The 19,698-nt window shown below is 57.1% G+C and carries 29 protein-coding genes; all 29 read right to left on the reverse strand.

From position 1 onward, the window contains the following. Positions 1-22: 22 nt before the first annotated feature. The 29 genes from rpsK to rpoC all read right to left on the reverse strand — a co-directional run bounded on the left by rpsK (position 23) and on the right by rpoC (position 19,617). The gene (gene rpsK / locus GOB81_RS03710) at positions 23-415 is read right to left on the reverse strand and encodes a 30S ribosomal protein S11 (protein WP_173569040.1); all 393 of its coding nucleotides are present in this window, start codon (positions 413-415) and stop codon (positions 23-25) included. Positions 416-526: 111 nt separating this feature from the next. Next, on the reverse strand, positions 527-904 hold the full coding sequence (gene rpsM, locus GOB81_RS03715; protein ID WP_173569041.1) for a 30S ribosomal protein S13: 378 nt from the start codon (positions 902-904) through the stop codon (positions 527-529). A 140-nt stretch (positions 905-1,044) separates the two neighbouring features. Further along, positions 1,045-1,713: an adenylate kinase gene (locus GOB81_RS03720; protein WP_173569042.1), complete on the reverse strand. Its 669-nt coding sequence runs from the start codon at positions 1,711-1,713 to the stop codon at positions 1,045-1,047. Next, positions 1,710-3,071: a preprotein translocase subunit SecY gene (gene secY, locus GOB81_RS03725; RefSeq protein WP_173569043.1), complete on the reverse strand. Its 1,362-nt coding sequence runs from the start codon at positions 3,069-3,071 to the stop codon at positions 1,710-1,712. The genes GOB81_RS03720 and secY overlap by 4 nt, the downstream gene beginning before the upstream one ends. Before the next feature lie 124 nt (positions 3,072-3,195). Beyond that, entirely contained in the window at positions 3,196-3,687 is a 492-nt protein-coding gene (gene rplO / locus GOB81_RS03730) for a 50S ribosomal protein L15 (RefSeq protein ID WP_173569044.1), read from the reverse strand. 1 nt (position 3,688) lies between these two features. Then, positions 3,689-3,874 carry a 50S ribosomal protein L30 gene (gene rpmD, locus GOB81_RS03735; protein WP_173569045.1) on the reverse strand — a complete coding sequence of 62 codons (186 nt, stop codon included), beginning with the start codon at positions 3,872-3,874 and terminating at the stop codon, positions 3,689-3,691. Further along, a complete protein-coding gene (gene rpsE, locus GOB81_RS03740) occupies positions 3,867-4,445 on the reverse strand; it encodes a 30S ribosomal protein S5 (RefSeq protein WP_173569046.1) in 579 nt (192 codons plus the stop codon). Before rpsE ends, rpmD begins: the two co-directional genes overlap by 8 nt. Positions 4,446-4,458: 13 nt before the next feature. Next, entirely contained in the window at positions 4,459-4,821 is a 363-nt protein-coding gene (gene rplR, locus GOB81_RS03745) for a 50S ribosomal protein L18 (RefSeq protein ID WP_173569047.1), read from the reverse strand. Further along, complete coding sequence (rplF, locus tag GOB81_RS03750) at positions 4,821-5,354, reverse strand: 50S ribosomal protein L6 (RefSeq protein ID WP_173569048.1); 534 nt, start codon at positions 5,352-5,354, stop codon at positions 4,821-4,823. The genes rplR and rplF overlap by 1 nt, the downstream gene beginning before the upstream one ends. 10 nt (positions 5,355-5,364) lie before the next feature. Continuing rightward, entirely contained in the window at positions 5,365-5,763 is a 399-nt protein-coding gene (gene rpsH, locus GOB81_RS03755; RefSeq protein WP_173569049.1) for a 30S ribosomal protein S8, read from the reverse strand. Positions 5,764-5,772: 9 nt separating this feature from the next. Then, positions 5,773-6,078, reverse strand: coding sequence for a 30S ribosomal protein S14 (rpsN, locus tag GOB81_RS03760; RefSeq protein WP_173569050.1), 306 nt, complete (start codon positions 6,076-6,078; stop codon positions 5,773-5,775). A gap of 140 nt (positions 6,079-6,218) precedes the next feature. Next, positions 6,219-6,785: a 50S ribosomal protein L5 gene (rplE, locus tag GOB81_RS03765; RefSeq protein WP_173569051.1), complete on the reverse strand. Its 567-nt coding sequence runs from the start codon at positions 6,783-6,785 to the stop codon at positions 6,219-6,221. Between the two features lie 11 nt (positions 6,786-6,796). Then, on the reverse strand, positions 6,797-7,117 hold the full coding sequence (gene rplX, locus GOB81_RS03770) for a 50S ribosomal protein L24 (RefSeq protein ID WP_173569052.1): 321 nt from the start codon (positions 7,115-7,117) through the stop codon (positions 6,797-6,799). Then, positions 7,117-7,485: a 50S ribosomal protein L14 gene (gene rplN / locus GOB81_RS03775; protein WP_010666045.1), complete on the reverse strand. Its 369-nt coding sequence runs from the start codon at positions 7,483-7,485 to the stop codon at positions 7,117-7,119. Before rplN ends, rplX begins: the two co-directional genes overlap by 1 nt. Before the next feature lie 16 nt (positions 7,486-7,501). Beyond that, a complete protein-coding gene (gene rpsQ / locus GOB81_RS03780; protein ID WP_173569053.1) occupies positions 7,502-7,774 on the reverse strand; it encodes a 30S ribosomal protein S17 in 273 nt (90 codons plus the stop codon). A gap of 11 nt (positions 7,775-7,785) precedes the next feature. Next, complete coding sequence (gene rpmC, locus GOB81_RS03785; protein ID WP_173569054.1) at positions 7,786-8,019, reverse strand: 50S ribosomal protein L29; 234 nt, start codon at positions 8,017-8,019, stop codon at positions 7,786-7,788. A gap of 1 nt (position 8,020) precedes the next feature. Then, positions 8,021-8,437 (reverse strand): 50S ribosomal protein L16, encoded by a 417-nt coding sequence (gene rplP / locus GOB81_RS03790; RefSeq protein WP_010666048.1) that lies wholly within the window; start codon positions 8,435-8,437, stop codon positions 8,021-8,023. A gap of 13 nt (positions 8,438-8,450) precedes the next feature. Continuing rightward, the gene (rpsC, locus tag GOB81_RS03795; protein ID WP_173569055.1) at positions 8,451-9,128 is read right to left on the reverse strand and encodes a 30S ribosomal protein S3; all 678 of its coding nucleotides are present in this window, start codon (positions 9,126-9,128) and stop codon (positions 8,451-8,453) included. A gap of 2 nt (positions 9,129-9,130) precedes the next feature. Continuing rightward, a complete protein-coding gene (rplV, locus tag GOB81_RS03800) occupies positions 9,131-9,538 on the reverse strand; it encodes a 50S ribosomal protein L22 (protein ID WP_173569056.1) in 408 nt (135 codons plus the stop codon). Position 9,539: 1 nt separating this feature from the next. Continuing rightward, positions 9,540-9,818, reverse strand: a complete 279-nt coding sequence (gene rpsS, locus GOB81_RS03805; protein WP_173569057.1) for a 30S ribosomal protein S19 — start codon at positions 9,816-9,818, stop codon at positions 9,540-9,542. Between the two features lie 12 nt (positions 9,819-9,830). Then, entirely contained in the window at positions 9,831-10,661 is an 831-nt protein-coding gene (gene rplB, locus GOB81_RS03810) for a 50S ribosomal protein L2 (protein WP_173569058.1), read from the reverse strand. A 16-nt stretch (positions 10,662-10,677) separates the two neighbouring features. Continuing rightward, the gene (locus GOB81_RS03815; protein WP_173569257.1) at positions 10,678-10,974 is read right to left on the reverse strand and encodes a 50S ribosomal protein L23; all 297 of its coding nucleotides are present in this window, start codon (positions 10,972-10,974) and stop codon (positions 10,678-10,680) included. Positions 10,975-11,009: 35 nt separating this feature from the next. Next, on the reverse strand, positions 11,010-11,624 hold the full coding sequence (gene rplD / locus GOB81_RS03820) for a 50S ribosomal protein L4 (RefSeq protein WP_173569059.1): 615 nt from the start codon (positions 11,622-11,624) through the stop codon (positions 11,010-11,012). Positions 11,625-11,629: 5 nt separating this feature from the next. After that, positions 11,630-12,313, reverse strand: a complete 684-nt coding sequence (gene rplC, locus GOB81_RS03825; RefSeq protein WP_173569060.1) for a 50S ribosomal protein L3 — start codon at positions 12,311-12,313, stop codon at positions 11,630-11,632. A gap of 10 nt (positions 12,314-12,323) precedes the next feature. Beyond that, the gene (gene rpsJ, locus GOB81_RS03830; RefSeq protein ID WP_007282720.1) at positions 12,324-12,632 is read right to left on the reverse strand and encodes a 30S ribosomal protein S10; all 309 of its coding nucleotides are present in this window, start codon (positions 12,630-12,632) and stop codon (positions 12,324-12,326) included. 132 nt (positions 12,633-12,764) lie between these two features. Beyond that, positions 12,765-13,955, reverse strand: coding sequence for an elongation factor Tu (gene tuf / locus GOB81_RS03835; protein WP_173569061.1), 1,191 nt, complete (start codon positions 13,953-13,955; stop codon positions 12,765-12,767). Between the two features lie 96 nt (positions 13,956-14,051). After that, positions 14,052-14,528 carry a 30S ribosomal protein S7 gene (rpsG, locus tag GOB81_RS03840; RefSeq protein ID WP_173569062.1) on the reverse strand — a complete coding sequence of 159 codons (477 nt, stop codon included), beginning with the start codon at positions 14,526-14,528 and terminating at the stop codon, positions 14,052-14,054. A gap of 15 nt (positions 14,529-14,543) precedes the next feature. Next, the gene (gene rpsL / locus GOB81_RS03845; protein ID WP_003621118.1) at positions 14,544-14,915 is read right to left on the reverse strand and encodes a 30S ribosomal protein S12; all 372 of its coding nucleotides are present in this window, start codon (positions 14,913-14,915) and stop codon (positions 14,544-14,546) included. A 520-nt stretch (positions 14,916-15,435) separates the two neighbouring features. Further along, positions 15,436-19,617, reverse strand: a complete 4,182-nt coding sequence (rpoC, locus tag GOB81_RS03850) for a DNA-directed RNA polymerase subunit beta' (RefSeq protein WP_173569063.1) — start codon at positions 19,615-19,617, stop codon at positions 15,436-15,438. Positions 19,618-19,698 lie beyond the last annotated feature (81 nt).

The following is a 19,698-nucleotide window of genomic DNA, read 5'->3' on the forward strand; positions in this document are numbered from 1 at the left end:
TCCGATACCGGGAATGCACTCGTCAGACGCGACGACGCTTCCGGGGACGGCAGCCGTTGTGCGGCACCGGGGTCAGATCGCGGATGGAAGCAATCTGGAAACCGACAGCCTGAAGAGCACGGAGTGCGCTCTCACGCCCCGACCCAGGACCCGAGACCTGAATGTCCAGAGTTTCCATGCCGTGCTCGCGCGCCTTGCGACCAGCATCCTCAGCAGCAACCTGTGCGGCATATGGCGTGGACTTACGAGAACCCTTGAACCCCTGAGCACCAGCGGAAGACCATGCAATGGCATTCCCCTGCGCATCAGAGATCGTGATCATGGTATTGTTGAACGTGGAGAGCACATGCGCCACGCCCGAGATAATGTTCTTGCGCTCTTTTTTGCGGATACGCGGTGCAGCGGCCTTCGCCATATCTGTCGCCTTGTTTTTTACTGTCAAAGCGGGACAAACCCGCCTGACGCCCGCCGACCGAAGCCGACAGGCACCTGGAATTTTGTATGACCTGCCCGAAGGCGAAGCCGATTAGCGGGTAACTTTCTTCTTACCCGCAATGGCCACGGCCTTACCTTTACGCGTGCGCGCATTGGTATGGGTACGCTGGCCATGCACTGGCAGGCCGCGACGGTGACGCAGGCCACGGTAGCAACCAAGGTCCATGAGACGCTTAATGTTCATAGCAACTTCACGACGAAGATCACCTTCGACGCGGTAGTTGTTATCAATAAGCTCACGAAGCTTCATGATCTCGTCGTCACTCAACTCGTTAACGCGCCTGGCGTCCGGGAGGTCGAGAGTCTTGCAGATCTGCTGAGCCTTGGTCTGACCGATGCCGTAAATATACTGCAGTCCGATCACGACCCGCTTGTTCGTCGGGATATTAACGCCGGCAATACGCGCCACGCTACACACTCCTAGTCCGCCCGGCTTTGCGCGCCCGAGCGTTGATTCGAATTTATTTGCCGCCTGTCGGCCGTCCACGACCACGCGGTCTAGAGCGCGCGCAATAGACCGAGCAGGCATGAAGAGTCAATCAAAAGAGATCACTTTTGCGTGATCTTCTCGATTTCCATCATTGTGGAATCAATCTGTTTGCTCACTTCATCGATCGGCGCCATGCCGTCAATAAAGGAGACTGTCACTCTTTCCTCATAATAAGGAAGCAGTGGCAGGGTTTCCTTGCGATACGCTGCCAGCCGTGACGTTACCGTCTCACGATCGTCGTCAGCACGCCGCACGAAGTCATGGGAGCCGCAGAGATCGCATGTCCCGCCCACAGCCGTCGGTTTTGAGACATCATTGTAGCTGGCCCCGCATTTCGCGCAGGAGAAGCGGCCAGCAACACGATCAGCCAGAGCGTTCTCGTCAACCTCAAGCATCAGGACGACATCGATTTTGCGTCCTAGACGCTGCAATACGATATCGAGGGCTTCCGCCTGCGCAACTGTGCGGGGGAACCCATCCAGAATGAATCCCTTTCCACAGTCAGGCTTCTGGATTCGCGCTTCAAGCATGCTCACGATGATGGAATCCGGCACCAGCTTGCCTGCGTCCATCAGGGCCTTCGCTTCCTGACCGATCTCGGACCCCGCCTTCACTTCGGCGCGCAGCATGTCACCCGTCGAAATCTGGGTAATGCCGTAACGTGTTTCCAGACGCTTTGCCTGGGTTCCCTTTCCCGCACCCGGCGGCCCAAGAAAAATGATGTTCATTTACGAATGATCCTTCGATTGGAACCACCCTTGCGACTCCGCTGGATAAGTCCCTGATATTGATGCGCTACCAGGTGCGACTGGATTTGCGTCACTGTATCGATTGTCACCGACACGATGATGATCAGGCTCGTTCCACCAAAATAGAAAGGTACATTGTACCGGCTAATCAGAATCTGCGGCAGAAGACAGACCGCGACAAGATAAAGAGCCCCGATCGTTGTCAGTTTCGTGAGGATCGAGTCAAAATACGTCGCCGTCGCAGCTCCGGGCCGAATACCAGGAATGAATCCGTTCTGTTTCCGCAAATTATCCGCAGTTTCCTCCGGATTGAACGTCACTGCCGCATAAAAGTACGAAAAGAATACGATCATGAGGGCGTAGAACAGCATGTAGAGTGGCTGCCCCTGCCCCAGTGACTGCCCGAGAAAAGAGAGCCAGCTGGGCATTCCTTTCCCATTCATGAAACCTGCGATGGTCACGGGAATGAGCAACACCGAGGAAGCGAAAATCGGCGGAATGACACCCGCGGTATTGACCTTCAGCGGCATATGCGTCGCTTCCCCGCCAAAGACCCGATTACCCATCTGCCGCTTCGGATACTGGATAACGACCCGTCGTTGCGCCTGCTCCATGAAGACGATGAACGTAATGGTCGCTGCAGCAAGGACAAGAAAGATCAGCACAAAGAATGGAGAGAGCGCTCCCGTATATCCCAACTGAAACAGGGTCGCGAGCGCATGAGGTAGGTTAGCCACGATACCCGCGAAGATGATCAGAGAAATACCATTCCCCACACCTCGCGATGTAATCTGCTCTCCCAGCCACATGAGGAACATTGTTCCGCCCACAAGCGTGAAGACGCAGGAGACCAAGAAGAACATACCCGGATTGACGACCGCTGAGCCTGAAGATGAACTCATCCGCTCAAGCCCTACGGCAATCCCGTAAGCCTGGAAGAACGCAATCGCTACCGTCAGATAGCGGGTATACTGATTGAGCTTCTTTCGCCCCTGCTCGCCCTCCTTCTTGAGAGCTTCCATGGAGGGGATCGCCGTCGACATCAGCTGAATGATGATCGAGGCGGAAATGTAAGGCATGATATTCAGGGCGAAGACGGTCATGCGCCCGAGCGCACCGCCCGTGAACATGTCGAACATGCCGAGAATGCCACCCTGATGCTGGGCGAGAAGCTGCCCCATCACCTTTGCGTCGATGCCCGGGACAGGAATATAGGTTCCCAGACGATAGACGATCAGGGCACCCAGGGTGAACCAGATCCTCTTCTTGAGCTCCGTCGCCTTGGCAAACGAACCCATATTGAAATTGGCCGCGAGTTGCTCAGCCGCCGAGGCCATACGCCTGTCCTTTCACAAAAAACAGCGCCACCGCAAAGCGGGGCGCTGTCGTGGCAGACACCAACGCCTGCAAACCAACTTATAGGTCACGGACAGAATGATATATTCTGTCCGCTTAACCACATCACGAAGCCGCGGCGATTTCTTCTTTCGAAGCAACCAGTCGCTTCACGGAGCCGCCAGCCTTCTCGACAGCAGCAACCGCAGAAGCCGACGCGCCCGAAACTTCGAGATTGACCGCACGTGAGATCTCACCGCCAGCCAGAAGACGTACACCAGCATACCTGCCAGAGCCGATCAGTCCCGCCTTACGGAGAGCATCCTCGTTGACGACAACACCAGTCTCAAGCTTACCTTCAGCGAAAGCTTTGTCCAGAGAACCGAGGTTCACCGGTGCATAAACCTTGCGGAAGATATTCTTGAAGCCACGCTTCGGCATACGGCGATACAGCGGAAGCTGACCACCTTCAAAGCCATTCAGCGAAACGCCTTCACGCGCTTTCTGACCCTTGACGCCCCTGCCCGAGGTCTTGCCCTTACCAGAGCCAATACCACGACCAAGACGCTTCTTGCGATAACGAGAGCCCTCGTTATCACGAAGTTCGTTGAGCCTCATTTCAATCCTCCACCTTCACGAGGTGGGCCACCTTGCTCAGCATACCCCGCACAGAGGGGGTATCCTGCAGCTCACGGGTGCGGCCAATCTTGTTAAGACCCAGACCGATCAGAGTTGCCTGCTGGCCCGGCTTGCGCCCATTACCTGATGCAATCTGCTTGACACGAACAGTCTTAGCTTCAGACATCAGCGCCCTCCACAACCTGCTCGCGCTTACCAAGAATGTCAGAGACCTTCTTGCCGCGACGATTAGCCACAACACGCGGGCTTGCACACCGTTCCAGCGCCGCGAACGTCGCCTTCACCATGTTGTGCGGATTACGCGTTCCGAGCGACTTGGCAACAACGTCGTTGATACCAAGGCTCTCGAAGACAGCGCGCATCGGGCCACCCGCGATAATCCCGGTTCCGGCTTCTGCCGAACGCAGCACCACCTTGCCTGCACCGAAGTGACCAGCAACATCGTGATGCAGCGTACGACCTTCCTTCATCGGAACACGGATCATGCCGCGCTTCGCTTTTTCAGTAGCCTTACGGATTGCTTCAGGAACTTCACGGGCTTTGCCCGCACCGTACCCGACGCGACCTTTCTGGTCACCAACAACTACAAGAGCCGCAAAGGCAAAGCGACGACCGCCCTTAACCACCTTCGCAACACGGTTGATCGTCACGAGCTTGTCGATCAGATCGTCACCGTCGCGCTCCTGGCGCTGGTCACGATCGCGACCGCGACCGCCCTCTCTAGGTTCACGTGCCATTACGCGACCTCCCTCAGAAGGAGAGGCCGCCCTCGCGGGCAGCCTCCGCGAGCGCCTTGACGCGCCCATGATACAGATAGGAGCCGCGGTCGAACACGACCTGCGTCACACCTGCGGCAACCGCACGCTCTGCGACCAGCTTGCCGACTGCCGTTGCGGCATCCCGGTTCGCACCTGCCGCACCGGCTGTGCGGAACTCCTTGTCCAGAGAAGACGCTGCCGCCACCGTAAGGCCGGCTGCATCGTCGATCACCTGGGCGTAGATGTTCTTGCCTGAACGGAACACCGACAGGCGCGGACGTCCGCCGGCCTTGCGGCGGAGCTGGAAGCGAAGGCGCTTGCGCCGACGATCCCGCAATTCCTGCTGAGTGCTCATTACTTCTTCTTGCCTTCCTTGCGACGAATGGTCTCGTTCTCATACCGCACACCCTTGCCCTTATAGGGCTCCGGCTTACGGAAGTTGCGGATATCGAGAGCAACCTGACCAACACGTTGCTTGTCAATTCCCTCAACAACCACTGCTGTAGGACGCGGCGTCGTGATCTTGATCCCCTGCGGGATCGGATACACCACGTCGTGAGAATAACCGAGATTGAGAACCAGATTGGAACCCTGCACAGCGGCACGGAAACCAGTACCCGTAATCTCAAGGGTCTTGGAATAACCCTCGGAAACCCCCTTCACCATGGAAGCGACGAGAGCACGAGTCGTACCCCACATCATCCTGGCCTGGGTCAGAGATCCGAGCGGTCTTACCGCAACCTTACCATCCTCGACCGTCGTCTCAACGAGCGAAGAAAGCGGAAGCTGCAACTCTCCGAGTTTTCCTTTGGCTGTCAGAATGCCAGCATTGATGCTGACCGTGACTCCACCCGGAACCTCGACGGGATATTTGCCAACGCGCGACATTTATCCCTCCTCAGAATACACGACAGAGAACTTCGCCACCAACATTGGCGGCGCGAGCCTCTGCGTCAGAAAGAACACCCCGAGGCGTCGAAAGGATCGACACACCGAGACCGGCATACACACGCGGCAATTCCTTGATTTTGGAATAGACACGACGCCCCGGACGGGAGACGCGGTGGATCTCTTTGATCACCGGCTCACCTTCGGAATATTTGAGCTCGATACGGATCTGGGCAATACCTTTACGGACTTCCTCAAGGGAAAAACCACGGATATAGCCTTCACGCTTCAGAGCCTCAAGAACATTGGCGCGAAGCTTTGAAGCCGGAGCAACACATGCAGCGTGACGAGCGCGCTGCGCATTGCGAATACGGGTGAGCATATCACCCAAGGGATCAGAAAGTGACATTGCCTACCCTTACCAGCTAGCCTTGACCAAGCCCGGAATCTGACCATTCGAGGCCAGATCACGCAAAGCAATACGGCACAACTCGAACTTGCGGTAATTACCACGAGAACGGCCGGTTATCTTGCAGCGCAGACGGACGCGGACACGCGAGCCATTACGAGGAAGTTCAGCGAGCTTCAGAGAAGCGTCAAACCGATCTTCCATCGGAAGGGTGCGATCCATCACAATATTCTTGAGAGCCACTCGCTTCGCTTTATCGCGCTTAGCCATATAGGCGCGCTTAACGTTGCGATTGACGGCGGAAATCTTGGCCATGCCTGATTTACCCTCCGGAACCTGCCGGACCATTCCAGCGGTTTTCCAAAACCTTCAACATCCTGACTGCATAGAGCTGCTATCAGGACAAACAACCTGCGGCTATCGGACGCCGCAGGGAACGATCACTCTGCTTGAGCTCACCCCATAAAGGGAAGGTCAAAAGCTTTCAATAGTGCTTTTGCCTCGGCATCGGTCTTCGCAGTGGTCACGAAGATAATGTCCATGCCGCGGATATCGTCAACTTTGTCGTATTCGATCTCGGGGAACATCAGCTGCTCCTTGAGACCAAGCGCAAAGTTGCCGCGTCCGTCAAAGCCCTTGTTCGCCGGCAGTCCACGGAAGTCGCGAATACGCGGCATCGCAATGGTCACAAGACGATCAAGAAACTCATACATCCGTGCACGGCGCAGTGTGACCTTACAACCGATGGGCAGACCCTCACGGATCTTGAAGCCTGCGATTGCCTTCTTCGCCACAGTCTTGACCGGGCGCTGACCGGCAATCAGCATCATCTCATTCAGAGCAGCGTCCAGTTTCTTCTGGTCGCCAGCAGCCTCACCTACGCCCATATTGAGAACAATCTTCTCAAGGCGAGGAATCTGCATGACATTCTTGTAGCCAAACTGCTCGCGCACTTTGGCAGCCAGTTCCGTCTGATACAGCGCCTGCAGACGCGGGACGACGCGCGTGTTTTCGGTAACCATCAGTCGCCCCCTCAGCCTTCGATGACTTCGCCGGTCGCCTTGGCGACACGAACTTTACGACCACCCTCAAGAACCCTGAAACCCACTTTCGTCGGCTTCTGGCTCTTGGGATCGATCAATGTAAGATTGGACAGATGCACCGGAGCTTCGCGCTCGATGATACCACCTTCCTCACCCATGCGCGTGGCCCGCTTGTGGCGCTTGGCCACCGCAACACCGCGAACAACCGCTTTGTTTTCGGTCGGGAGAACCGTCAGGACCTCACCACGAACGCCTTTCGACGCTCCGGTTGTCACAATGACGGTATCACCCTTTTTGATACGGGCAGCCATTACAGCACCTCCGGCGCCAGCGAGATGATCTTCATGAACTTGCGCGCACGCAGTTCACGGACGACCGGACCGAAGATACGCGTACCGATCGGCTCCTGCTGCTTGTTGATCAGCACAGCCGCATTGCGGTCGAAGCGGATCGCGCTGCCGTCTGCACGACGCACCGGGTAGGACGTCCGAACGATAACGGCCTGATGGACGTCACCCTTCTTCACCTTGCCACGGGGAATCGCTTCCTTGACGGAAACGACGATCACGTCGCCGACCGAGGCAGACTTCCGCTTGGAACCGCCCAGCACCTTAATGCACTGCACCTGACGTGCGCCGGAATTATCGGCGACCTCAAGGTTGGTCTCGGGATGGATCATTTACCTTATACCCCTGTTACGCAACATTCCCGGACGCTGTTTCGCCAACGGTTTCACCGTTACGCGAGATGACCGTCCAGGTCTTGCGCTTGGAAATCGGCATGCATTCTTCGATGCGAACCGCGTCTCCAATCTTGCAAACGTTGAGTTCATCATGCGCCGCATATTTCTTCGAACGACGAATGAACTTCTTATAAAGCGGATGCATGATGCGACGATCAACAAGGACGGTAATCGTCTTGTCCATCTTGTCACTGGTCACGCGACCGCTGAGAATGCGCTTAGGCATCAGCCGCTCCCTCAGGAATTGGCCGCAGCGCTAGCTACGGCAGTCTTCTTCGCAGCCTGAGCTACGACCGTCTTGATACGGGCAATGTCGCGACGCAGAACGCGTACGCGGCTTGCCCCTTCATTCTGACCGGTTGCCTGCTGGAACCGAAGATTGAACTGCTCGCGCTTCAGATCAAGAAGAAGCGCCTGCAACTCATCAACGGACTTCACACGCAGATCAGCCGGCTTAAGTGCCTTGCTCATCTTATGCCTCTCCGATTCGGGTCACGAACTTCGTCTTGATCGGAAGCTTCGCAGCACCAAGAGCCAGCGCTTCACGCGCGACTTCCGGCGGGACACCCTCGATCTCGAACAGGATACGACCCGGTCTTACACGGGCTACCCAGTACTCCGGAGATCCCTTGCCGGAGCCCATACGCACTTCGGCAGGTTTTGTCGAGACCGGAAGATCAGGAAAAATACGAATCCACACGCGACCAGCACGCTTCATCGCACGAGTGATTGCACGACGGGACGCCTCAATCTGACGTGCCGTAATACGCTCTGGCTCAAGCGCCTTGAGACCGAACGCGCCGAAATTCAGCTGCGTGCCGCTCTTCGCCAGCCCATGAATGCGGCCCTTGTGGGCCTTGCGGAATTTAGTCCGCTTCGGAGAAAGCATTGTTCTCTATCCCTCAGCGCTGCGGCGCCTGCTCAGCGGCACGGCGATCCTGGGCCAACGGGTCATGAGCAAGGATCTCACCTTTGAAGATCCAAACCTTGACACCGCACGTCCCGTAGGTCGTCTTCGCCGTCGCAGTCCCATAATCAATGTCGGCACGAAGTGTATGAAGCGGCACGCGACCTTCGCGATACCACTCGACACGGGCGATTTCAGCACCACCAAGACGACCGGAGCAGTTGATCCGGATGCCCTGTGCGCCGAGACGCATAGCAGACTGCACCGCACGCTTCATTGCGCGACGAAACGCAACACGACGCTCAAGCTGCTGAGCAATATTCTCAGCCACCAGTGTCGCGTCGATTTCCGGCTTGCGAATTTCGACGATATTCAGCGCGACTTCCGTGCCGGCCATCTTCGTCAGCTCTTTCCGGAGCGCGTCGATGTCCTGGCCTTTCTTGCCGATCACGACGCCCGGACGGGCAGCGTAAATCGTTACACGCGGCTTCTTTGCCGGACGCTCGATGACCACACGGGATACACCCGCGCCGGACAGCTTGCGACGCAGGAAAGCGCGAAGCTTCAGATCTGCATGCAGCAACCGTGAATAGTCGCCGTCTGCATACCAACGGCTGTCCCAGGTGCGGTTGATACCGAGCCGAAGCCCGATCGGATTGACTTTATGTCCCATCGTCAGGCCGCCTTCTTTTCCGTCTTTGCCTCAGGCTCGGGCGCGCGCTCGGCCACGACAATCTTCAGATGGCTGAAGAATTTTTCGACACGAGCGGAACGACCGCGACCACGAGCGTGGAAGCGACGCATTACAATCGACTTGCCGACATCAGCCGTCTTCACCACCAACTGGTCAACGTCCAGCTGGTGGTTGTTCTCAGCGTTGGCGATCGCGCTCTCAAGCGTCTTCTTAACCTGCTGAGCGATACGACGCTTGGAGAACGTCAGTGTCGCCACAGCCTGAGAAGCAGGCTTGTTGCGGATCAGACCAGCTACGAGATTCAGCTTCTGGGGACTCACGCGGATATTCCGCGTGATTGCCTGCGCCTCGGTCTCGGCCAGTGTGCGAGGATGCTTTGGTTTGCTCATCTCAGCCCCGCTTCGACTTCTTGTCCGCACCATGACCGTGGAAGGTGCGTGTCGGTGAGAACTCGCCGAACTTGTGGCCAACCATGTTCTCGGTCACCTGTACCGGAAGGAACTTGTGACCGTTATAAACACCAAACGTCAGACCAACGAACTGCGGAAGGATCGTGGAACGACGTGACCAGATCTTGATCACTTCGTTACGACCCGACGCGCGGGACGTCTCGGCCTTGTTCAGTAGATACCCGTCGACGAACGGGCCTTTCCAGACGGAACGTGCCATCTCTTTTGCCCCTTACTTGCCGGTCTTCCGGCGACGGATGATCAGACTGTCCGTACGCTTGTTGACCCGTGTCTTGTAACCCTTGGTCGGCTTGCCCCACGGCGTAACCGGGTGACGGCCACCAGAGGTACGGCCTTCACCACCACCATGCGGATGGTCGACCGGGTTCATGACAACACCACGGTTGTGCGGACGGCGACCGAGCCAGCGAGAACGACCCGCCTTGCCCATGTGCTGGTTCATGTTGTCCGGGTTGGATACCGCACCAACAGTCGCGAAGCATTCACCACGAACGACACGCAGCTCACCGGACTGCAGACGGATCTGGGCATAACCCGAATCCTTGCCGACCAGCTGCGCATAAGTCCCGGCAGAACGGGCCAGCTTTCCGCCAGCGCCCTGCTTCATCTCGATGTTATGCACGATCGTGCCTACCGGGATCGAAGCCAGCGGCATCGCATTACCCGGCTTGATGTCTACCCGGGTGCCAGCAATGACCTGATCACCAACCTTCAAACGCTGCGGTGCCAGAATGTAGGCAAGCTCGGCATCTTCGTATTTGATCAGTGCGATAAACGCCGTACGGTTTGGATCGTATTCCAGACGCTCAACGGTGCCCAGCACGTCCAGCTTACGACGCTTGAAGTCGACATAGCGATAGGACTGCTTGTGACCGCCGCCACGAAAACGTGACGTCGTGCGACCGTGGTTGTTACGACCACCAGACTTGTTCTTGCCCTCGGTCAGCTGCTTGACCGGCTTGCCCTTCCACAGGTCAGACCGGTCCACCAGCACCGTGCCACGAAGGCTCGGCGTGACGGGATTAAAGTGCTTCAGTGCCATGTGTAGATACCCCGCGTCACGCCAGCTTGGCGGTCAGGTCAATGGACTGACCCTCCGCCAGCTGCACGAACGCCTTCTTGATATCGGAGCGCTGTCCGGCACGCCCCTTGAAACGCTTCGCCTTGCCCTTCTGAACCAGCGTGCAGACGCTGACGACCTTGACGCCGAACAGTGCCTCGACCGCGACCTTGATCTCAGGCTTTGTAGCCGAGATGGCAACCTTAAAGGCCACCTGGTTCTTCTCGGACATCGCTGTCGCTTTTTCGGTGATCAGCGGCGCACGAACGATGTCATACAGCGCCTCGCGCGACATCTTTTCCGCCTTCTTGCGGATCGCAAGCACATTCGTCATGCCAGCCGCTCCTTCAGGCCTTCGACGCCAGCCCGCGTGATCGCAAGCACGTCGTGATTGAGAATGTCATAGACGTTCGCACCGATGGTCGGCAGGACGTCAATCTTCGGCAGGTTGCGGGCCGCGCGGATGAAGCCTTCATTGACCGAGCCATCAACGATCAGCACCGAAGTCCAGCCCAGAGCCTTAAGCTTTACAGCCAGCTCAGCCGTCTTCGTCACACCATCAGCCGCGTCAAGAACGATCAGCTTGCCGTCCTTCGCCTTCTGCGACAGTGCGGAGATCAGGCCGAGACGACGGACCTTCTTCGGCAGATCATAGCCATGATCGCGAACGACCGGCCCATGAACCACACCACCCGTACGATACTGCGGAGAGCGCAGCGAGCCCTGACGAGCCGAGCCTGTGCCCTTCTGGCGAAAAGGCTTTTTCGTCGTGCCCGAAACTTCGCCCATACCCTTTACCTTGTGGGTACCGGCGCGACGCTTCGCGAGCTGCCAATGAACGACACGTGCCATGATATCGGCACGCGGCGCCGTAGCAAAAATTTCATCCGGGAGCGTGGCCGTGCCGGCGCTACCGTTGTCCAGGGTCTTGATATCGAGTTCCATCGTCCTCAGCCCTCCGCCGTCGCAAGGGCTGCCGGATACGGCGCCTCTGCATGACGGGCCTTTTTGATCGCGTCACGGACCATGACCAGTCCGTTCTTCGCGCCCGGGATGGAACCACAAATCATGACCAGATTCTTTTCCGGATCGACCGCAGCCACTTCCAGGTTCAGCGTCGTCACGCGCTCGTCGCCGAGATGACCAGCCATCTTCTTGTTCTTGAAGGTCTTGCCCGGATCCTGACGGTTGCCGGTAGAACCATGAGAACGGTGAGAGACGGACACACCGTGAGAAGCTTCGAGACCAGCGAAGTTCCAGCGCTTCATCGCGCCTGCGAACCCCTTACCCTTACTCGTTCCTGTGACATCCACCTTCTGTCCAACCACAAAGTGGGAGGCCAGAATACGGGACCCAGGCTCGAGAACGGCATCAGCGGCAACGCGAAATTCGCGCACAGCTTTCTTCGGCTCGACCTTCACGCGGGCAAAATGGCCGCGATTCGGTTTCGTGACATTCTTCACCTTGGCCTTACCAAGACCGAGTTGCACAGCGGTATAACCGTCTCGCTCCTCGGTACGGGTATCGACCACCTGCACATCATCAAGATGCAGGACAGTGACAGGCACATGAGTGCCATCTTCCTTGAATAGCCGGGTCATACCCAGCTTTCTTGCGATCAATCCGGTACGCATCGTCTGGACCTTAGAGTTTGATCTCGACATCAACGCCAGCGGCGAGGTCGAGCTTCATGAGGGCGTCCACGGTCTGCGGGGTCGGCTCGACAATGTCGAGCAGCCGGCGATGAGTCCGAATTTCGAACTGCTCGCGGCTTTTCTTATCCACGTGGGGTGAGCGGTTCACTGTGAACCGTTCGATATGCGTCGGCAGCGGGATAGGACCCCGAACCCGCGCACCTGTACGCTTCGCCGTGTTGACGATTTCTTTCGTGCTGTTATCGAGCACGCGATGATCGTACGCCTTTAGGCGAATGCGGATGTTCTGGTTGTCCATCGTCTTGTTTCAGTCCAACTTTCTAATCCGGTCAGGGTCTGCCCGGGATGTCCCACCGCCAAGTAATACCCCGGCCGGATCACTCCGACCGGGGCCACTCAGTTCAGGGCCCGTTGGGGCACCTGCCCCGTATTACTCGGTGATAGAAGCGACCACGCCTGCACCGACCGTACGGCCACCTTCGCGGATAGCGAAACGGAGACCTTCGTCCATGGCAATCGGAGCAATCAGCTCGACATCCATAGCGATGTTGTCACCCGGCATGACCATTTCCGTGCCTTCCGGCAGATGAACGACGCCTGTAACGTCCGTCGTACGGAAGTAGAACTGCGGACGATAGTTCGTGAAGAACGGCGTGTGACGGCCACCTTCTTCCTTGGTGAGGATGTAAGCCTCAGCCTTGAACTTCTTGTGCGGCATAATGGAGCCCGGCTTAGCCAGAACCTGACCACGCTCAACATCTTCACGCTTCGTGCCACGAAGCAGAGCACCAATGTTGTCGCCAGCCTCACCACGATCAAGCAGCTTACGGAACATTTCAACGCCGGTCACTGTCGTCTTCGTCGTCGGGCGAATGCCGATGATTTCGACTTCATCACCTGTGTTGACAACGCCACGCTCAACACGACCCGTGACCACTGTTCCACGACCAGAAATCGAGAACACATCTTCGATCGGCATCAGGAACGGACGATCAATCGGACGCTCCGGCTGCGGGATGTAGCTGTCAACAGCATCCATCAGATCGCGAACGCGGTTTTCGCCGATTTCCGGATCACCATCTTCCAGAGTTACAAGAGCAGAGCCCTTGATCACCGGAATTTCGTCGCCCGGGAACTGATAAGAAGAAAGAAGTTCGCGCACTTCCATCTCAACCAGCTCAAGCAGCTCGGGATCGTCAACCTGATCAACCTTGTTCAGGAAGACCACCAGAGCCGGAACACCGACCTGACGGGCAAGCAGGATGTGCTCACGCGTCTGGGGCATCGGGCCATCAGCAGCGGACACAACAAGGATCGCACCGTCCATCTGAGCCGCACCGGTGATCATGTTCTTCACATAATCGGCGTGACCAGGGCAGTCGACGTGAGCGTAATGACGGGCAGCCGTCTCGTACTCAACGTGAGCCGTGGAGATGGTGATACCACGAGCACGCTCCTCAGGAGCAGCGTCAATCATGTCGTACGCTTTGTACTCAGCGCCACCGGATTTTGCCAGCGTCTTCGTGATCGCAGCGGTCAGCGACGTCTTGCCATGATCAACGTGACCAATGGTGCCGATATTGCAGTGCGGCTTATTACGCTCGAATTTAGCCTTTGCCATCGTTTCTCTCCGTTACCCGCATAAATTGCGGGATGCGGTTGCTAACTCTTCGCGACACAACGGACAAACCGCCGTGCCGCGCAAAATAAACGCCACTTACCAGCGATAGTGACTGAATGCCTTGTTGGCTTCAGCCATGCGGTGCGTGTCTTCGCGCTTCTTGACTGCAGCGCCACGATTGTTCACGGCATCAAGAAGTTCGTTCGACAGGCGATCCTGCATCGTGCTCTCGCCACGCTTGCGGGATGCGTCAATCAGCCAGCGAATTGCCAGCGCCTGACGGCGATCCGTACGGACCTCGACAGGCACCTGATATGTCGCACCACCAACACGACGCGAGCGGACCTCAACGGCTGGCTTCACGTTGTCAAGGGCAGCATGGAACATGGTGACAGGATCAGCAGCTGCGCCACCACGACGCTGCAGCACATCCAGCGCACCATAAACGATGCCCTCGGCAGTGGATTTCTTACCATCGTACATCAACGCATTCATAAAACGCGTGATAACGACATCTCCAAATTTCGGATCCGGAAGGATCTCGCGCTTTACGGCGCGGTGACGGCGACTCATGCCTCGATATTCCTCTTACTTCGGACGCTTCGCGCCATAGAGCGAACGACGCTGACGGCGCTTAGCGATACCCTGCGTATCGAGCACACCGCGCAGGATGTGGTAACGGACACCCGGAAGATCCTTCACACGGCCGCCACGGATCAGGACGACGCTATGCTCCTGAAGGTTATGACCTTCACCTGGAATATAGCTCACCACCTCGTAGCCGTTCGTCAGACGCACCTTGGCGACCTTACGCAGAGCGGAGTTCGGCTTCTTCGGTGTGGTCGTATAAACGCGCGTGCAAACGCCACGCTTCTGAGGGCAACCCTGAAGGGCCGGCACCTTGTTACGCTTTGCTGCAGGCTCGCGCCCTTTGGCGATCAGCTGGTTGATGGTCGGCATGCGCCTTTCCCGATCCTTACACAATTCGGCCGGCAAACCCTTACTCTGGTTGCCGACTGTCATCTAAAATCACCCCTTCGAACGCACGTCCGAAGAGCCTATGTTTACATCCGGCCTGAACGTACTCTCGAAGAATACGTGGAACCGCATGTTTCAAACCTTACCCTGGCAACAACCTGCACCGACATGACAATGTCGAATTGCATGGAGCTAAGGCGGCGGACACTAGAGCGGAGAGGCAGGTGAGTCAATAAAACCCACCCGATTCGTCTCTATTTCCCGTTCTGCGCACCAGATACATTCCGGAGAGGTCCGGATGCGCAGCGTCGCATTGCAACGATTTGGCCGCTCTTTAGCGCGAAATCCCTCTCTTGACCAGAGAAAACCGCTAAAAATTCACGAGAATTCTTAAAAGCGACGTGCAATATCTGCGTTGCCGCCAATACGCTACCGATTCATTGGCCCACAAAAAAAGGCCAGGTTTCCCCAGCCTTTCCTTGTTCGCAATAACCTGTCGCTTTTATTCGGCGGCTTCGGTGTTCTTCTCCAGACGCTGACGGTCCTGACCAGCCGCAACTGCGCGCAGCTTGTTCATGAAGCTGCCCGTTCCGGCCGGGATCAGTCGTCCAACGATCACGTTCTCCTTCAGACCGTTCAGCGTATCGACCTTACCAGCCGTTGCTGCCTCTGTCAGAACACGCGTCGTCTCCTGGAAGGAGGCGGCAGAGATGAAGGATTGAGTCTGCAGTGAGGCCTTTGTGATGCCCTGCAGCACCGGCATCGCCAGAGCAGCACGCTCACCCGCGTTGAGACGCTTGGTGTTCTCCGTCTCGTACTCGATCCGGTCCACCGTCTCACCCACTAGGTAAGTCGTGTCACCGGGCTCCAGAACCTCAACTTTCTGCAGCATCTGGCGAACAATCACCTCGATGTGCTTGTCGTTGATCTTCACACCCTGCAGTCGATAGACGTCCTGGATCTCGTTGACGAGATAATCGGACAGAGCCTCGACACCCATGACTTTCAGAATGTCATGGGGCACGCGCGGACCATCGACCAGAGGATCACCCTTCTGGACGAAATCGCCTTCCTGAACGGAAACGTGCTTGCCTTTCGGCACCAGATATTCGGTCTCTTCGCCGGTTTCATCGTTCTTCACGATGATGCGGCGCTTCGACTTGTAATCCTTACCGAACTCAACACGACCTTCGTTTTCGGCGATGATCGCATGATCCTTCGGACGACGCGCCTCGAACAGTTCGGCCACACGCGGCAGACCACCGGTAATGTCACGCGTCTTCGAACCTTCACGCGGAATACGTGCAAGCACGTCACCGGCGTGGACCAGCGCACCGTTCTCAACGGAGAGCAGCGAGTCCGGGGACAGGAAATAGCGCGCGTCATTGCCGTTATCCAGCTTAATGACGTTGCTGTTGCTGTCCTTGAGCTGAAGACGCGGACGCAGATCCACACCTTTCGCTGCCTGCTTGTAATCCACAACCACCTTGGAGGTCAGGCCGGTCACTTCATCCATACGCTCGACGAGCGTGATGGAATCGATGAGGTCAAGATATTCGACCGTTCCCGCTTTCTCCGTGATGATCGGCAAGGTGTACGGGTCCCACTCGGCCATCTTCTGGTTACGATCGACCGCCTGCCCTTCATCGATAAGCAGCCGCGCACCGTAAGGCACGCGATAACGCGCCCGCTCGGTCCCGTTCTCATCCGTGAGGATGATTTCGCAGTTACGCGACATGACGATCGGCACGTTCTGCGAATTGTGGACCACGTTACGATTACGGATCGTCACCTTACCGTCACGCGACGCTTCGACCATCGACTGCTCTGCGCCACGCTGTGCCGCACCACCAATATGGAAGGTACGCATGGTCAGCTGTGTACCCGGCTCACCGATGGACTGCGCGGCAATAACGCCCACAGCTTCACCGATATTAACCGGCGTGCCACGTGCGAGATCACGACCGTAACAATGGCCACAAACACCAACGCGACTGTCACAGGTCAGGACGGAGCGGATCAGAAGGGTTTCAACGCCAGCATTCTCGATGATTTCGGCATCAGCCTCTTCCACGAGACGGTTGCGCTTGAACAGAATCTCACCCGAGATCGGATGAACGACATCCGTCGCCAGTGTTCGCCCGAGGATACGCTCGGACAGAGATGAGACGACCTCACCACCATCCATGACCGCGCGAACGGTCAGGCCACGCTCGGCACCACAATCCTCTTCGACGATGATGCAGTCCTGCGCCACGTCGACCAGACGACGTGTCAGATAACCCGAGTTCGCCGTCTTCAGCGCCGTATCCGCAAGACCCTTACGGGCACCATGGGTCGAAGTGAAGTAATCGAGAACCGACAGGCCTTCTTTAAAGTTGGCGATAATCGGCTGCTCGATGATCTCACCTGACGGCTTGGCCATCAGACCACGCATACCGGCAAGCTGCTTCATCTGCGCCGGTGACCCACGGGCACCGGAATGGCTCATCATCCAGACCGAGTTGATCGGCTTGCCGATTTCAGCTCTGGAGAGTTCCTTGGTCATCGCGGCCTGCACTTCGTCCGTGCAACGCGACCACGCATCCACCACCTTATTGTAGCGCTCGCCAGCTGTGATCAGACCGTCCTGATATTGCTGCTCGAACTCTTTGACTTCGGCAGACGTGCGATCAACCAGTTCCTTCTTCTCCTTGGGGATGATCATGTCATCCTTGCCGAAGGAAATGCCGGCTTTCGCCGCATGACGGAAACCAAGGCCCATCATGCGGTCGCAGAAGATCACCGCTTCTTTCTGACCGCAGTGACGATACACCGCGTCAATCACGTCCGACACGTTCTTCTTGGTCAACTGCTTGTTGATCAGGGAGAACGGAATGGCGCTGCTCTTAGGCAGAATCTGAGCAATCAGCACACGCCCCGGGGTCGTGATGACGTGTTCAGCATGAAGCTTGCCGTCCTCACCCGTCATTTCCAGACGCATGCGGATCTTGTCGTGAAGCTTCAGCAGCCCTGAAGCCAGAGCGTATTCAACTTCATTGATCGACCCGAAAGACGACGCACCCTTTTTCAGGAGTTCACCGGTCTTATCGTCATACTCATTACGATCCAGAGTCGCACCGAACTCAGGCGTTTCGAGACTGAGATAATACAGACCCAGGACAATATCCTGTGACGGCACGATGATCGGCTTACCGTTCGCGGGGCTGAGAATGTTGTTGGTGGACATCATCAGCACGCGCGCTTCAAGCTGAGCTTCCAGCGACAACGGCACATGCACGGCCATCTGGTCACCGTCGAAGTCCGCGTTAAAGGCGGTGCAAACCAGCGGGTGAAGCTGGATAGCCTTACCTTCGACAAGGATCGGCTCGAATGCCTGAATACCAAGGCGATGAAGCGTCGGCGCGCGGTTCAGCATCACCGGATGCTCACGGATCACCTCTTCGAGGATATCCCAGACTTCCGGACGCTCCTTTTCCACCATACGCTTTGCAGCCTTGATGGTGGTGGCGTGACCGTATTTCTCGAGCTTCGAGTAGATGAACGGTTTGAACAGTTCGAGTGCCATCTTCTTGGGAAGACCACACTGATGCAGCTTCAGTTCCGGGCCGACCACGATGACCGAACGGCCTGAATAATCGACGCGCTTACCGAGCAGGTTCTGACGGAAGCGACCCTGCTTGCCCTTCAGCATGTCGGACAGCGACTTCAGCGGACGTTTGTTTGCACCGGCGATGGCACGGCCACGACGACCGTTATCGAACAGCGCATCAACGGATTCCTGCAACATGCGCTTTTCGTTACGGACAATGATGTCCGGCGCGCGCAGTTCCATGAGCCGCTTCAGGCGGTTGTTACGGTTGATGACGCGACGATAGAGATCATTCAGATCTGACGTGGCGAAACGGCCACCGTCGAGCGGCACCAGCGGTCGCAGTTCCGGCGGAATGACCGGAATGATATCCAGAATCATCCAGTCGGGCTTGCAGCCACTTTCCGCAAACGCCTCGATCAGCTTCAGACGCTTGACCAGCTTCTTGCGCTTGGCCTCGGAGGTGGTCTCCTTCAGTTCCTGACGGAGATTGACCTTCTCGGCGTCGCAATCAATGCGCTCGAGAAGCTTCTTGATGGCCTCGGCGCCAATGCCGACCTCGATGCCATCTTCCGCATGTTCGTCCAGCACGTCGAGATACTGGTCTTCCGTCAGCAGGCTGAACTGCTTCAACGGTGACGTGCCCGGCTCCAGAACCAGATAGCTCTCAAAGTAGAGAACTTTTTCCAGATCTTTCAGGGTCATGTCGACCATCAGGCCGATACGGCTCGGGAGCGACTTCAGGAACCAGATATGGGCGACCGGGCTTGCGAGCTGGATATGTCCCATGCGCTCACGCCGGACCTTGGCCAGCGTGACTTCAACACCGCATTTTTCGCAGACAATGCCGCGAAACTTCATGCGCTTGTACTTGCCGCACAGGCACTCATAGTCCTTGATCGGTCCGAAGATACGAGCACAGAACAGGCCATCGCGTTCCGGTTTGAACGTGCGATAGTTGATCGTCTCGGGCTTCTTGATCTCGCCATAGGACCAGGACCGGATCTGCTCGCTGGATGCCAGCTGGATCTTGATCTGGTCGAAGGTGGCAGCCTGACCGCTCTGGCCAAGGATCTTCATGAGTTCATTCATGTGCCGAAAACCTCCAGGACGGGTGTCACACAACCGCGTTCCGCGTCGCGCCGGGCGCCCAGCCCTGCGCTCCGTTTCATT

The organism is Acetobacter conturbans (genome assembly GCF_011516755.1).
Lineage (GTDB): Bacteria > Pseudomonadota > Alphaproteobacteria > Acetobacterales > Acetobacteraceae > Acetobacter > Acetobacter conturbans.